This window comes from Reyranella sp. (genome assembly GCF_965229815.1).
Taxonomy (GTDB): domain Bacteria; phylum Pseudomonadota; class Alphaproteobacteria; order Reyranellales; family Reyranellaceae; genus Reyranella.
Map to the genome: position 1 here is coordinate 3,068,975 of NZ_CBDDJN010000006.1, position 13,310 is coordinate 3,082,284.

Sequence of the window (13,310 nt, forward strand, 5' to 3'; positions counted from 1 at the left end):
CGCCGTGCTACTGGGCCGACAGGAGCTGCTGCGTGACCTGCCCGCACGCCACGTCCTTGGCCGTGCCGATCACCGGCGTCGGGATCGGGAAGACGCGGCCCAGCGCAAACTGCGGCTGTCGCAGCTTGCCCTGCACGATGACCGCGCCGTGCAGGTCGAGCAGGTCGAACTGCTTGGCCTCGGCGTCGACCTCGGCCTTGATCGCCTGGGAGATCAGCGAGGCCGATCCCTGGACATGCAGCACCGACTTTTCCGTATCGAGCAGCGTGCGGTCGAAAGTGACCGTGCCGCGATGGAAGTTCAGCCGTCCGACCGCGCACTTGATCGGAATGCGATGGTCGCCCGTGACGTAGAGGATCAGCGCGTCGAAGATCTGCAGGCCGGCCAGGCTCACCATCAGGCTCGACACCGAGCCGCCACCGAGCGCCACCGAGAAGTGGCCGTCGGCCGTGCCCATGACCTGTGCCAGCGAGCGGCCGACGCCCGCCAGGGCGAGCCGCCCCTGAACCTTGCCGTAGGTCGTGTCGAAATACCGCGAGTTGCGGAAGAAGTTGCGCAGCTCGATGTCCTTCAGCGCGAGATTGGTGCGGACCTTCGGCGTATCGGTGCGGGCATCGATCACCAGCTCGCCCGCGATCGTACCGGCGCCGCCCTGGCCGTCCCCCAGCAGCACCATCGTCAGGGGCTTGGCCGTCAGCACGCCATTCTGCACCAGGACCCGGAAGGACAGGGCCTGGACCGGCAGCCAGGGCGGCGCGATCACCCGCTTGGCGTCGAGCGTCACGTCCATGTTCATGGCCCTGAGGCGCTCCACCTTGAGCGGGACGTTGGGAAAGAGATCGCCCGAGGCCTCCAGCTGCTGCTGCGTCCGGCGCTGCTGCGGCGAGACCGTGCCGCCGGGCTTGTCCGGCGGCGCGCCGATCAGCGGCGCAAGGTCGGCAAAGACCAGCTTCTGGGACACGAGCTTCGCGGTCAGCAGCGCCGGCTTGCGGCGCTCGTCGACCAGGACCTCGCCGGTGAGATCGCTGTCCCCGACGTGCCAGCGGCTCTGCGCGAACTTCCAGACCCCCGATTCGCGCAGCAACTTGCCGGCGATGCGATAGGGCGGCGTCGGTGGGCCCGGGATGCCGAGGAGCGGGTAGATGTCGGCGAGATTGTTGCCCGACATCTGGAGCTCGACATCGGCGCCGGTCCACTGGAAGGGATCCTGGACCGTGCCTTTCGCCTTGAGCTTGGTGGCGCCGAAGGTCACGTCAAGATCGAGCGGATAGGGCTGGTCGGTGTCGCGCAGCATCAGGATCGAGCCGCCGACGAAGTTCACCGCCAGAGGCTGCCCTTCGAGCTTGCCCTTGAGCTTCAGTTCCGCCTTCGGCTGGTCTCCGGCCTCGCCCGTCGCGGTCGAGACCGTGCCGTCGAGGTCGAGCTTGCGGTGCGGGTCTCGGTAGCTGAGCTTGCCATCGGTGATCCGAAGATGGCCGACCAGCGGCGTCTCGAAGCGGTTGTCGGGTGCGACGATCTCCTTGGTCGCGGCCGCTGCAGGAGGAGCTTCGCCCAGCGCCCAGTTGATCTGGTCGTTCTCGCCCACCTCGACGACGATCTCCGGCTTTCGCAGCACCAGTCGCGGCAGCACGATGTCGCCGGCCAGGAGCGGCCAGAGCCGGATGGCGAAGTCGAGCTGCTCAACCTTGAGCATGTGCGGCTCTTTTGCCCATTTCGCATTGGCCAACTCAACACCGGACAGTCGAACATCGGTGGTCCAGCCCCAGTCGATGTCGATATGCGCAATGGTCGTCTTGCGGCCGAGCACGCCGCTCGCCCGTGCCGCGGCCTCGTCGCGGAAAGTGTCGGACGTGAGATAGAGGTAGAGTCCGCCCACCGCGAGCACGAACAGGGCGACCAGAACGCCGGCCGTCCAGCCAACGATCTTGCCGATGCGGCGCCACGGGAACGGTGTCATCGCGGCTAAACGTTCACGCCGCCTGCCGGTTCCCCCGTCCGAGCGGTCGGCTGCTGATCCCGGGACCGGTCAGCCCGGTCGCCCCCGCCGCAGGGCCCGCAGCCCCGGCCGCGCCGGAGCGACGACGATGCGTTGCGCGCCGCCGGGCTGGAGGATCCGCCAGGCCAGGCGCCGGCGGCGAAGCAGGGCTCGATCGACCGCCTCCGGCGGCAACTCGATGCGCTGGCAGGCCTCGGCGTCAGGCCACAGGTTTCGCACGACCTCGTCGCAGGCCTGGCGCGGCGCGCCGCGCAGCGACGCCAGCGGATCGGCCCAGTCCTCGAGCGGGTCGCGACCGGCCCGCCGCAGGTCCCATGCGAGCCGCAACAGGGCAAGAGCCAGCCACGCCGTCAGGGCCGGCAGGACATAGCGGAACGCGGGATGGGCGTCGTCGGTCATCCACGTCCAGGCGCTCGCGCAGCCGCCGGCGACCGTGAGGACGATCCCCCCGACAAAAACGGCAGCGGCGGCGAGACGGAAACGACGGGACATTGGCGCGGGCTCCTGGCAACGCTCGCACGTGATCCCCCACACCCATCCTAGCGATGTCATGCGAAACGCAAATCTGGATAACTCGGCCGTCGGGCGCGTCCGCCTGGCCGATTCAATGGAAGACGGAGGCAAACACCTCTAGCCTCGCCGGCAACAGCAAGGAGGAAGCAGCCATGGCTCTCTACGAGCTCAGGACCTACACGCTCTACGTCGGCAAGATGGCCGAGGCCGTCAAGCTCTACCAGGAACTCGGCTTTCCCGCGCTCAGGAAGGGCGGCCACGACAAGCATCTCGTGGGCTACTTCCAGGGCGACACCGGCACCATCAACCAGATCGTGCACATGTGGAAGTTCGACGACGATGCCGGACGGCGCGCGCACTGGGCCGCGGTGTTCGCCAACAAGGACTTCACCGAAGGCTTCGCCTCGAAGTTCAGGCCTCTCGTCATGACGCAGGAAGTCAAGCTCCTGCACGCCGCCCCGTGGGGACCTCACCCGTAGACCATTACGCCAGCTGCTCGACGACCCTGCCGAGCCGCTCGAGGGTCTGCAGCACCGTCTTCTGCCCGAGCCCCGGCCATTGCACGCGTAGCAGCATGTGGTCCGTGCCCGTGCGCTCGCCGTAGCGCCCGATCTGGTCGACCACCTCCGCCGGCGAGCCGATGACGAAGCGACCGGCGGCGAAGCGGTCGAAGTCGCCGCGGATCCTGTCGGCCGGCACGAACCCCGTCGCCTCGCCCCAGCTCGCATAGGCCTCGTACTTGAACGACAGCGGCTCGCGCACCTCGTCGAGCGCATTGCCGACGCCGCTGCCCACATGGCATTCGCGGATGATCGGGAACTCGCGGGCGGCCGGCAGGCCGGCCGCCGCCCGCTCTTCGCGGAACTGCTCACCGAGCCGCCGCACGCCCTCCTCGCTCACCATCGGCGAGGGCATCCAGGCATCGGCCAGGCGCGCGGCGCGCCGGACCGGGATTTCTGAATCGCCGGCCATCCAGATCGGCGGCCCACCGGCCTGCTTCGGCCGGACGCTCGCCTGCACCTTGTCGAGCGTGTGGAACCGGCCGCGGTGCTCGACCACATCGTCGCGCCACAGCTTGCGGATCACCTCGACGCCTTCGACGAAGCGCGCGACCCGTTCCTTGATCGGCACGCCGATCGAGGCGAACTCCTCCGGGCGGTAGCCCAGGCCCAGCCCGATGATGGCATTGCCGTCGGTCAGCCAGTCGAGCGTCGCCGTTTCCTCGGCCACGATCACCGGGTTGAGCAGCGGCAGCAGCAGCAGGCCCGGCCCCAGTCGCATGCCCTCCGCCTCGGCGGCGAGCCGGGCCAGCAGCGGCATGGCCTGGAACATCTGCAGCGGGCTCGACACGAAATGCTGGCCGACCATCAGCGAGACCAGCCCGCTCGCACGCGCCGTCCTCACCTGCTCGGCGAGGTTGGCGAACTCGGGCCCGAGATCCGCGCCCTGTCGCCACTGCGTCGCCATGTAGAGCCCGAGCTTCATTTGCGCCTCCCTCTGCCGGCCGGCAGCGAGTGTGGCGCGTTGAGCCGTCCGATCAAGGGACTCGCGGGCCCGAGGTTGCCGATAAAATTGGCGGGCGCCGGCGTGATCCTCTCGCTGCGGCCGGCGTTGCCCTTCACATCCTGACGTTGAAGGACACCGGCGATCGCCATGGTCGAGACATCGCAAGATACGACCCGACAGGACACGAGGCGGCAGACGGCAGAGGAGTATCGGGTGGAGGCCGCCCGCGCCCGCCGGCTGGCGACGGGACTCGCGGCCGCGGACGCACAGCGCCTGCTCGACTATGCCCAGGATCTCGAGGCGCGCGCCCGGGTCGCCGATTCGGACGCGACTCCCCGCACGGAGCGGTGAGGCACGTCAGAGCGGCGGCAGGGCGGCGCGCAGGCTCGCGTCCGAGACCTGCATCAGGCCGTTGAACGGGAGGCCGAGCTCGAGAATGAGATAGAGCGCCGCCGATGCCGACAAAATGGAGATGCCGAGCACGACGGCCAGCGTCGGATTGGGCGGGGTGATCATCGAGAAGGTCGAGAACAGGAACACCAGCCAGATCACCAGCACGACCATGAAGGGGCCCGATACCGAATCGGGCGGTCGCGCAAACAGCGACAGGCGGGCCTGGGAGATGTCGTTGACGAGCTGCAGGGCCCGCGCATGCACGGAGGACTGGGTCGCGTCGGACGGCTGCAGGTGGCGGATCATCGTGAGCGCCCGGGCGCCGACGCGGCCGCTTCCCGCAGCCCGCCGCTCGCCGCCGCCCTCCGGATACCAGATGGATCGAATCAGCGGATCGATGTCGGCTCGCAACTGCTGGCGGATCGGGCGCGCCTGCGGTCCATAGTCCTCCAGCACCTCGTCGAGCTCGGTGAGGTCCGCGGCCAGGCGGCTGACCGCAGCGCTGGTGGTCTCGAAGGACGACCGGGTCGCCGCGAACATCAGCGCCAGCACCAGCGCCGAAAGGGTCCCGACCAGGGCCGTTGCGAGCTTGATCGTATCCTTCGAATCTCCCGTCACGTGGTGCTCCGGCAGCCTCGACCGGATGAGGGAGCCGATGAGGATGCCGGTCGAGATCAGGAGAAAGGCCGACGCGGCCACGACGATGGGAGTCACGGGAACCTTTCGGTGGAGGCCGCCTCTTCTGTACCCGGCCCTCCGGCGACCCTCAATGTGCCGATCGCAATGGGCGGACAGAGGCCCGCACCGTTCGCTCCGCGGGCAAGGCGGTTCACGCGCCTCGCCCCCGTAAGCCCGACGTAAGCCCCGCCCATTAGGGTCCGACGATCCGGCCGGCCTTCGGGCTTCGGTCGCAATGCGATCGGTCTGGGGGAGGGTTTGGATGGACCTGCTGCACAATCTGGTCCTGGGGCTGGAGGTGGCGTTCACCTTCCAGAACCTGCTCTACGCCCTCGTCGGCTGCATGGTCGGAACGCTGATCGGCGTCCTGCCCGGCATCGGGCCGGTGGCGACCATCGCCATGCTGCTGCCGATCACCTTCCATCTGCCGCCGACCGCCTCGCTGATCATGCTGGCCGGCATCTACTACGGCGCCCAGTATGGCGGCTCGACGACCTCGATCCTGGTCAACCTGCCGGGTGAGGCCTCGTCGGTGGTGACCTGCCTCGACGGCTACCAGATGGCGCGGCGGGGACGCGCCGGCGCCGCCCTGTCGATCTCGGCCCTGGGCTCGTTCTTCGCCGGCACGATCGGCACGATCATCATCGTCATCTTCGCCGAACCCCTCACCCGCATGGCGCAGAAGTTCGGCCCGGCCGACTACTGCTCGCTGATGGCGCTGGGCCTGGTCGCCGCCGTCGTGCTGGCCAGCGGCTCGGTGATCAAGGCGATCGCGATGGTGTTCCTCGGCCTGCTGTTCGGCCTGGTCGGCACCGACGTCAACACCGGCGCGCAGCGCTTCACCTTCGACATCGCCGAGCTCAGCGACGGCATCGACTTCGCGCCGATCGCCATGGGCCTGTTCGGCATCGCCGAGATCGTGGTCAACCTCGAGAAGCATCTCGAAAGACGCGGCGGCGCGATCAGCGTCGGATCCCTGTGGCCGACCCGCGAGGAAATCCGCCGCGCGATACCGGCGGTCATCCGCGGCACCACGCTGGGCTCGCTGCTCGGCGTGCTGCCGGGTGGCGGCCCCACGCTCGGCGCCTTCTCGTCCTACACGCTCGAGAAGCGGATCTCCAAGAACCCCGGCGAATTCGGCAAGGGCGCGGTGGAAGGCGTGGCAGCTCCCGAGGCGGCCAACAATGCCGCCGCCCAGACTTCCTTCATCCCGATGCTCACCCTCGGCATCCCGTCGAACGCCGTGATGGCGCTGATGGTCGGCGCCATGATCATCCAGGGCATCCAGCCCGGCCCCGAGGTCATGACCAAGAAGCCGGACCTGTTCTGGGGAATGATCGTGTCGATGTGGATCGGCAACCTCATGCTGGTCGTCATCAACCTGCCGATGATCGGCATGTGGGTGAAGCTGCTGACGGTGCCCTACCGCTTCCTGGCCCCGGCCATCCTGCTGTTCTGCTGCATCGGCGCCTACAGCCTGCAGAACAGCACCTTCCACGTCATGCAGGTCGCCGCCTTCGGCGTGCTGGGCTACGTCTTCGTGCGCCTGGGCTGCGAGGGCGCGCCGTTCCTGCTGGGGCTGGTGCTCGGTCCGCAGATGGAAGAGTACTTCCGGCGCGCCATGCTGCTGTCGCGCGGTGACCCGTCGGTGTTCATCGAGCGGCCGATCAGCCTGGGGCTGCTGATCACCACCGCGCTGCTGCTGATCCTGATGGGCCTTCCCAGCATCAAGAAGGCTCGCGAGGAGGCCTTCCAGGAAGAAGGCTGACGGCGGCGACTGCCCCTGCCATCCTCAGGGATGGCGGTGAGGCGCCGGCGTGGCGGTGCCGTAGCCGCGCAGCGCGGCATACCGGGCGACCTGCTCCGGCGTCAGCACCTCGACGGTGACCAGATGGTAGCGCAGGTGTGCCGCCCGCAGTTCCCCCTGGAGCACAGCCGCCGACCGGACCGCTTCGTCGAGAGTGGCCTTGGTGACCGCGTGGCCGGCAAATTGCCGGTCGAGCGCGGCTTCCGCGGCGATCAGCCGGTCGCCGAGCGCCATGGTCTCGTGCTTCATCGCCTCGAAGAGCTCGGCCATGCGCTGCCGTTGACCGCTGCTCAGGGCCAGCGGCTCGGCAAGCTCGAGGACGTGAGCCGGTCCCGGATAGCCGTTGAGCTCCGCCGCCAGCGCGAGGCCCATGCCGCTCCCAGCCTTTAGATCGTCGATCTCCTTTTCGGACAGCGCCTTGATCTCGCGACCCTGGAAGCCACCGTAAGGCTGCGACGGTGCGCCATGGTGCTGGGCGCCGGCAGGAAGCGGCAGCGTGAGGACGCCCACCAAGGCCAGGCTCGCGGCGCGCGCCGTCGTGCGCCGCGTCATGGGACGACGACGCCGCAGATGATGCGGTCGCCGGCATTGCCCGCGGGATCTGACTTGTAGTCGTCGGCACCGGCATGGATCACCAGCGCCGAGCCGTCGCCGTCCAGGACCGAGTTGGCCTGGCCCTTGACCAGCGAGATCATGGGATTGGCGACCTCGATCGTGAGCTCGCCGCTGGCCGGGATGTGGAGATTCGGCATGTCGCCGGCGTGCGCCCCTTCCTTCGCTTCCATGCCGTGCTTGTGCCCGGCCGGATTGAAATGCGGGCCGGCGCTGGTGAAGGGCGGCTCGCACTTGCCGACGGCGTGCACGTGAAAGGCATGCTCGCCGGGCGGGGCGCCCTTGAGCGACAGCCGGATGAGCACCCCGTGCGGCGTCTGGAGGAACTGCGCCTGTCCCACATCCTTGCCGCTCGCGTCCTTGAGGACCGCCTTGGCGGTCTGCTGCGCCCCGACGCCGAGGGGCGTCAGGCAAACTGCTACCGCCGCCAGACCCAGACCAATAGACCGACCGATACGCATGACTGCCTCCGATCCTCCGCTACAGGGAGCGGCATGGTGTCAGGACGCGGGACGAACGCCAAGGTTCCCGCCGCACCGATCACGCGCTTGCCTCGTCGGTGACCTCGGCGGCGCGGCCGAGACGGCGCTGGACCAGCCCGATCAGCATGAAGGCGACCTGCAGCGGGATGCCGAACAGCACGATGCCGATTGCGAACAGGACCAGCCGGTCGCCGAGCGTCGGCAGCTGCTCGGCGTGGCGCAGGATCACCGTGATCCCCTCGGTCACGCCGATCGCCGCCGCAGCGCTCGACGACATCACGAGCACGAAGAAGGCCCGGGTGACGTTGGGCAGGAACAGGAGGGCACCCTGGGTCGACCCCCCGCGCAGATGGCGCAGCGCATCGACGCCCGCGTCTGACACGTAGGCCGCCGAATAGGGAAGCAGCGACAGCGCCACCGTCATGATCCCGGAGAGCGCGATCGGCACCCCGAACAGGCTGGCGTCGCGCGGCACGGCGTTCAGCAGGAAGAACATGACCACGAATGTCGGCGCCGCGCGCATCAGCGCCACCGCCGCGTCGGCGATCCCGCCCGCCACGCCGCCGGCGAGCCGGCCGAGGGCAAGCACGAGGCCGAGCGCCAGGCCGAGCGCAATCGCGATCGAGGCGATCTCGAAGTTGACCGCCATGCCGGCCAGGAAGGTCGGCAGGAAGTCGCCGGACAGGCGTTCCAGGAGCGACGTCATGCCGGCACCGTCCCGGCGAGCGACCGTCGTTCGAGATAGCGCTGGATGCGGCCGCAGATGAGCACGACCACCATGACCACCAGCGTGTAGAACACCAGCAGCAGCGTGTAGGTGGTGGCCCGGCCGCTCGAGAAGGACGTGATGTCCGTAAGCGCGCTCAGAAGCTCCGGCGCCCCGATGAAGCTCGCGATCGGCGTGCCCTTCGCCGCGTTGATCAGGAAGGCGACGATCTGCGTCGCGGAGCGTCCGAGCGCGCGGCCGAAGAGGGCGGGGCCACCGGCATTCTCGCGCCTCAGGCTCCACATCGCTTCGGAGATCGCCTGGCCGGCATTGGCGCCGTTGGCCAGGCCGAGCGCCACGATCGCCGCACCGAGCGCCACCGCCGCCGAATAGGCGAACAGGCCGTGCGCCACGGCGGCGGCGATCACGAGGGTGAGCACGATCGGCGAGGATTGCAGCGTCACCGTGAGCAGGCGGGCCGACCACCGCAGCGGTGCGAATCGCGAGCCCATCGCCGCGCCCATGGCCAGCGCCACGAGCACGGTGGCAGCCAGCGCGCCACCGATCAGGATCAGCGAATAGGCGACGCCGTCCTTGAACACCGACCAGGCAGGGGCGAGCTTGAACATCGGCAGCGTCAGGTCGACCCCCGTGGTCCGGCTCACCCAGGCCTGGAAGGCCGAGACCTGGGGCGCGAAGCTGGTCGCCTTCAGGGCCGCATCGAGCGGCGGCAGGATGCAGGCCGGGTTGCGGCTGCCGTCCGCGGTGTCGCACTTCGCCTGGCGCCAGACCTGCCGCTGCTCCTCGAGAAAGCCCAGGCCGATGCTGTGCAGCCGGCCGATGTCGATGAACAGCCCGTCGCGATGGAAGACCTGGCTGATCAGCTCCAGCGCCCGCGCCAGCTCGTCGCTCCCCTGGCGCGCCACCGCCATGCCCCACGGAACCTGCGCGAAGCCGAATTTCTGCACGAAGCGCTTCGCGAAATCCGTCTCGGTGAAATACTTGGCGAAGAAGCTGTCGTCCTGTGCCGCCAGCCGGCAGGTCTGGTCGCGCAACCGGTCGGGCAGGACGCCCGCCTCGTCGAACAGCATCAGGCGCGCGCCCTGGGCGACGAGCTGGGCGTTCGAGCCGTTGCCGATCGTGACGCAGACCGTGCGTCCGGCCAGGTCGTTCATGCCGGCGACCTTGAGGTCGCGCGGCCCCACCATCGCCGTCTCCGACCGGTAGTAGTGCGGCCGGATGAACTTCACCTGCGTGTCGCGCTGGGTGTTGTGGCCCATGGTCGCGATGATGAGGTCGATCCGGTCCTCGGCGAGCAGCGGGATGCGGGAAGCCGCGTTCACGCGGATGAAATCGACGTCGACGCCGAGCATCCGGGCGATGGCCAGCGCCACGTCCACCTCGTAGCCCTCGCGCCGGTCGCCGTGACGCATGGCGAACAGCGGATAGTAATCGCGGATGCCGACACGGATCTTCTTGGCGCACAGGATCTTGACCAGGCGGTCGACGTCCGGCTTGGCGCAGTCGTCGGGTATCTCGGCCCGCGCCTGCCGCAGCAGGGCGGCCAGCGCTGCATCGGGACTTTCGGCCCGGCCCGGCGCGGCTCCGAGAAGGATGGCGAGCAGCACCCATGTTGCGGCGAGGATGGGCACGAAGCGCCCGAGGCCGGCGCCCGGCGCGCCGGTTCCGCGAACCCGCGCGATCATCGTAGCGACTGCCCTGCCCGCGCGATCTCGACGACGTGCATCTCGCCGAACGCGTACGGTCCGTAGCAGTGGATCGTGCACCCGTCCTCGATGCGCATCACGGCATTGGTCATCCGTTCGCGCTTCTCCGGCGAGATGTAGACGAGGGTCTTGAGGACGCTGCGCATCTCGAGGCCGCTGCGCGCCAGCACGACGCGCGAGCGCTCCAGCCCGACGAACGCGTTGTGGGTGATGAAGGCCCGGCCGTCCTCGCCGAGATGACCGTCGAGGCCTTCGAGGAAGGGATCGAGCAGCGCGCGACCGCTGGCGCCGCCGGCGCTCCAGGTCGGCAGGCGGCCGGGAACGTCGGCCCGCTCCATGGGAAAATGCGGCAGGTTGGCGACCACCATGTCGAAGCGCCGGCCCGCCACCGGCAGCCACATGTCGCCGAGATAGAACTCGGCCGCCTCGCTATGGCCGAGCTCGGCGAGCAGCAGCATGCCGGAGGAGACGGCGTCTTCCTCGATGTCGATGCCGCAGAGCTGGGCGGCACCCAGCGCGCCGAGCGCGGCCAGCACGACGCCGCTGCCGGACCCGACCTCGAGAACGCTGGCGCCGCGCACGCAGTCGCGCCGCGCCTGCAGGACCTGGATCAGCGCCGCCGTGTACTCGCTGGGCTGCAGCGCCGCCGGCGTCTCGGCGACGGCCTCCGGAAGCGGCTCGCGAACCAGTCTGGGCTTCACGACGAATTACTCATGGCACACCCCCAAAGCTCATGCCGTGCACACTCCCAAAGCTCATACCGTAACGAGCCGCTTCGCCAACGCCGAAGCCACCGGATCGTGCGGAAACTCGGTCAAAATCTCGCGGTAGCGGCGCGCCGCCAGCGCGTGGTCTTCGCGGACCAGCGCCTCGTACGCGAGCCGCGTCAACTTGCAAAGGCGGAGCGTCGCGGCGTCGGGCTCCAGACCCGGATCGTCGGCGCCGTAGACGCCCATCAGCTCGTAGATCGGCACCTTGGCGCGGCGGCCCTTGACCGCGACGTCGTCGATCGGCCGCACGCAGAGCCGCTCCCCCGCCTCCTTGAAGACGGAGTGGCTGATGCACACGCGGATGCCGAACTCCTTGTTGATGCCCTCGAGGCGCGAGGCGATGTTCACGCCGTCCCCCATCACCGTGTAGCTCATGCGCTCGCGCGAGCCGATGTTGCCGACCAGCACGGCATCGCTGTGAATGCCGATGCGGACATTGAGCGGCTTGAGGTCGTCGGCTTCCCAGCGTCCGTTCAGCGCGTCCATGCCGCGCTGGATGCGCATGGCCGCGACGCAGGCGCGCCAGGCGTGATCGTCGAGCAGCGCCGGCGCGCCCCAGAACGCCATCACGCCGTCGCCGATGAACTTGTCGATCGTGCCGTGCTCCTGGTTCACGGTCTTGGTCACCAGTTCCAGATAGGCCGAGACCCTGAGCAGCAGCTCCTGCGACGGCACCTCTTCCGAGAGCGACGAGAAGGCTTCGAGGTCGGAGAAGAAGATCGTGAGGAAACGGCTGTGGCCGCCCAGCTCCAGCTTCTGCTCGGACTGCAGGAGCTGGCTGACCAGGCCGATCGGAACGAAGGCGGAGAAGGACTTGACCGCGGCATCGAGCGTGTCGATCGCCCGCGACAGGACCGCGATCTCGCGAATCGAGGAGGTGACGGCCGGCAGCTGCTCGCCGCCCAGCTCCTGGATCCTGCCGACCTTGAAGGCGAGCTTCTCCAGCGGCGCGGAGATCACGCTCGTCAGAAGGTAGATGACGATGATCTGGACCACGACGGCCAGCAGGCCGAACGCCGCCAGGCGCAGGTTGTTGCGCTGGAAGGTGCCCGTGAAATCCAGCATCGGCGTCACGATGAAGAGCTGCCAGCGCTTGCCGAACTCGGGCGAGAGCGTCGACAGGCTGCCGACATACTCCTTGTCCTGGTAGGTGAACGTGTAGAGGCCGTCGCTGCCGCGCGGCCGGGCGCTGAAGGCGATGGCCGGCAGCTCGCTGGGCAGTGACGTGACGTGCAGCAGTTCGAGCTTGCCGTCGACGTTGGCATAGGTCTTGGACAGGTCGGATGCGGCGATGACCCTTCCCTGGTGATCGAGGATGTAGCTCAGCGTTCCCGGGCTGACCTTGCGCTCCGCGAGATACTGGCCGAGCCCCGTCAGCGTGATGTCGATGGCGGCGACCCCGCGCAGCTTGCCGTTGCTGTAGAACGGCGCCGCCACCGTGAAGCCGATCAGGCCGAGGGTCGCGAAGATGTCGGGATCGGAGATCATCTCGGTCCCGGCGTCGGCCGCGCTGCGATACCAAAGTCGGGTGCGCGGATCGTAGGTCGTCGGATGCTCGCTCTCGCCCAGCCGCTTGAGGTCGGCGTCGAGGAAGAGATAGTGGTCGAGCACGGGTTCGCCCGGCTTGCGCACGATCCAGCGATAGGCGAAGCGCGATCCCTCGGGCGGCAGCTCGTCCTGGATCTTGACCGCCGCGTCGATGCGGCGGGTCTGGCGGAAGGTCCCGTCGCTCAGCCCGACATAGGCGCTGACGATCTTGGGACTGTGCATCAGAATCGAGTGGAAGTACCGGAAGCAGCGGCCGTCCTCGTAGAAGGCCGGATTCTGGCTGCCCAGCGCCGCCGCGGAACGCACCAGCGACTTGATGGGCGTGAAATCGTGCTCGATGTTGTCGATGGCGTCGGCGCGAAAGCGCTCGACCAGCTCCTGGGCATTGGCGCGCGCGAGCCGGTCATTGGAGAAATAGGTGACGCCGATGATGGCGCAGAATACCGGCAGCGTGAGCAGCACGAACGACGTCAGGATGCTCGGCTTCAGACGCAGATTGCTCCGAGGAAAAATCATGGAGAATCCGTCGTTTGCGGCGACTTCCTGCGCCACACGTAAAAGGGGAATCGCAT

Annotated in this window: 13 protein-coding genes; 3 read left to right on the forward strand and 10 right to left on the reverse strand. The window is 68.4% G+C overall.

What is annotated here, in order from left to right:
* Positions 1 to 7: 7 nt before the first annotated feature.
* Positions 8 to 1,957, reverse strand: a complete 1,950-nt coding sequence (locus tag ACO073_RS26055; protein WP_422001636.1) for an AsmA family protein — start codon at positions 1,955 to 1,957, stop codon at positions 8 to 10.
* 69 nt (positions 1,958 to 2,026) lie between these two features.
* Entirely contained in the window at positions 2,027 to 2,488 is a 462-nt protein-coding gene (locus tag ACO073_RS26060) for a hypothetical protein (RefSeq protein WP_422001637.1), read from the reverse strand.
* A 173-nt stretch (positions 2,489 to 2,661) separates the two neighbouring features.
* On the opposite strand from ACO073_RS26060, the gene ACO073_RS26065 reads away from it, so the two are divergent.
* Positions 2,662 to 2,988 carry an NIPSNAP family protein gene (locus ACO073_RS26065; RefSeq protein WP_422001639.1) on the forward strand — a complete coding sequence of 109 codons (327 nt, stop codon included), beginning with the start codon at positions 2,662 to 2,664 and terminating at the stop codon, positions 2,986 to 2,988.
* A 4-nt stretch (positions 2,989 to 2,992) separates the two neighbouring features.
* Here the strand turns inward: ACO073_RS26065 and ACO073_RS26070 are convergent, their stop codons facing one another.
* A complete protein-coding gene (locus ACO073_RS26070; RefSeq protein WP_422001641.1) occupies positions 2,993 to 3,994 on the reverse strand; it encodes an LLM class flavin-dependent oxidoreductase in 1,002 nt (333 codons plus the stop codon).
* Between the two features lie 234 nt (positions 3,995 to 4,228).
* Here ACO073_RS26070 and ACO073_RS26075 point away from each other — a divergent pair, with 234 nt between their 5' ends.
* Positions 4,229 to 4,366: a hypothetical protein gene (locus tag ACO073_RS26075; RefSeq protein ID WP_422001643.1), complete on the forward strand. Its 138-nt coding sequence runs from the start codon at positions 4,229 to 4,231 to the stop codon at positions 4,364 to 4,366.
* A gap of 6 nt (positions 4,367 to 4,372) precedes the next feature.
* Here ACO073_RS26075 and ACO073_RS26080 read toward each other — a convergent pair whose 3' ends face one another.
* Complete coding sequence (locus ACO073_RS26080) at positions 4,373 to 5,122, reverse strand: hypothetical protein (RefSeq protein ID WP_422001645.1); 750 nt, start codon at positions 5,120 to 5,122, stop codon at positions 4,373 to 4,375.
* Between the two features lie 226 nt (positions 5,123 to 5,348).
* On the opposite strand from ACO073_RS26080, the gene ACO073_RS26085 reads away from it, so the two are divergent.
* Positions 5,349 to 6,854 (forward strand): tripartite tricarboxylate transporter permease, encoded by a 1,506-nt coding sequence (locus ACO073_RS26085; protein ID WP_422001647.1) that lies wholly within the window; start codon positions 5,349 to 5,351, stop codon positions 6,852 to 6,854.
* Positions 6,855 to 6,878: 24 nt separating this feature from the next.
* Here the strand turns inward: ACO073_RS26085 and ACO073_RS26090 are convergent, their stop codons facing one another.
* The 6 genes from ACO073_RS26090 to ACO073_RS26115 form a co-directional block, all read right to left on the reverse strand.
* On the reverse strand, positions 6,879 to 7,445 hold the full coding sequence (locus ACO073_RS26090) for a Spy/CpxP family protein refolding chaperone (RefSeq protein WP_422001649.1): 567 nt from the start codon (positions 7,443 to 7,445) through the stop codon (positions 6,879 to 6,881).
* Positions 7,442 to 7,966: a superoxide dismutase family protein gene (locus ACO073_RS26095; protein WP_422001651.1), complete on the reverse strand. Its 525-nt coding sequence runs from the start codon at positions 7,964 to 7,966 to the stop codon at positions 7,442 to 7,444. Before ACO073_RS26095 ends, ACO073_RS26090 begins: the two co-directional genes overlap by 4 nt.
* 79 nt (positions 7,967 to 8,045) lie before the next feature.
* Positions 8,046 to 8,693 carry a hypothetical protein gene (locus tag ACO073_RS26100; RefSeq protein ID WP_422001653.1) on the reverse strand — a complete coding sequence of 216 codons (648 nt, stop codon included), beginning with the start codon at positions 8,691 to 8,693 and terminating at the stop codon, positions 8,046 to 8,048.
* Positions 8,690 to 10,399, reverse strand: a complete 1,710-nt coding sequence (locus ACO073_RS26105) for a transporter substrate-binding domain-containing protein (protein WP_422001655.1) — start codon at positions 10,397 to 10,399, stop codon at positions 8,690 to 8,692. The genes ACO073_RS26100 and ACO073_RS26105 overlap by 4 nt, the downstream gene beginning before the upstream one ends.
* A complete protein-coding gene (locus tag ACO073_RS26110; protein ID WP_422001657.1) occupies positions 10,396 to 11,121 on the reverse strand; it encodes a methyltransferase domain-containing protein in 726 nt (241 codons plus the stop codon). Before ACO073_RS26110 ends, ACO073_RS26105 begins: the two co-directional genes overlap by 4 nt.
* A 54-nt stretch (positions 11,122 to 11,175) precedes the next feature.
* Positions 11,176 to 13,254, reverse strand: coding sequence for an adenylate/guanylate cyclase domain-containing protein (locus ACO073_RS26115; RefSeq protein WP_422001659.1), 2,079 nt, complete (start codon positions 13,252 to 13,254; stop codon positions 11,176 to 11,178).
* Positions 13,255 to 13,310: the final 56 nt, after the last annotated feature.

Bases quoted from the DNA above. Each gene is read 5' to 3' on its own strand.
- ACO073_RS26055 (WP_422001636.1), bottom strand. From the start codon at position 1,957: ATGACACCGTTCCCGTGGCGCCGCATCGGCAAGATCGTTGGCTGGACG.
- ACO073_RS26060 (WP_422001637.1), bottom strand. From the start codon at position 2,488: ATGTCCCGTCGTTTCCGTCTCGCCGCCGCTGCCGTTTTTGTCGGGGGG.
- ACO073_RS26065 (WP_422001639.1), top strand. From the start codon at position 2,662: ATGGCTCTCTACGAGCTCAGGACCTACACGCTCTACGTCGGCAAGATG.
- ACO073_RS26070 (WP_422001641.1), bottom strand. From the start codon at position 3,994: ATGAAGCTCGGGCTCTACATGGCGACGCAGTGGCGACAGGGCGCGGAT.
- ACO073_RS26085 (WP_422001647.1), top strand. From the start codon at position 5,349: ATGGACCTGCTGCACAATCTGGTCCTGGGGCTGGAGGTGGCGTTCACC.
- ACO073_RS26090 (WP_422001649.1), bottom strand. From the start codon at position 7,445: ATGACGCGGCGCACGACGGCGCGCGCCGCGAGCCTGGCCTTGGTGGGC.
- ACO073_RS26095 (WP_422001651.1), bottom strand. From the start codon at position 7,966: ATGCGTATCGGTCGGTCTATTGGTCTGGGTCTGGCGGCGGTAGCAGTT.
- ACO073_RS26100 (WP_422001653.1), bottom strand. From the start codon at position 8,693: ATGACGTCGCTCCTGGAACGCCTGTCCGGCGACTTCCTGCCGACCTTC.
- ACO073_RS26105 (WP_422001655.1), bottom strand. From the start codon at position 10,399: ATGATCGCGCGGGTTCGCGGAACCGGCGCGCCGGGCGCCGGCCTCGGG.
- ACO073_RS26115 (WP_422001659.1), bottom strand. From the start codon at position 13,254: ATGATTTTTCCTCGGAGCAATCTGCGTCTGAAGCCGAGCATCCTGACG.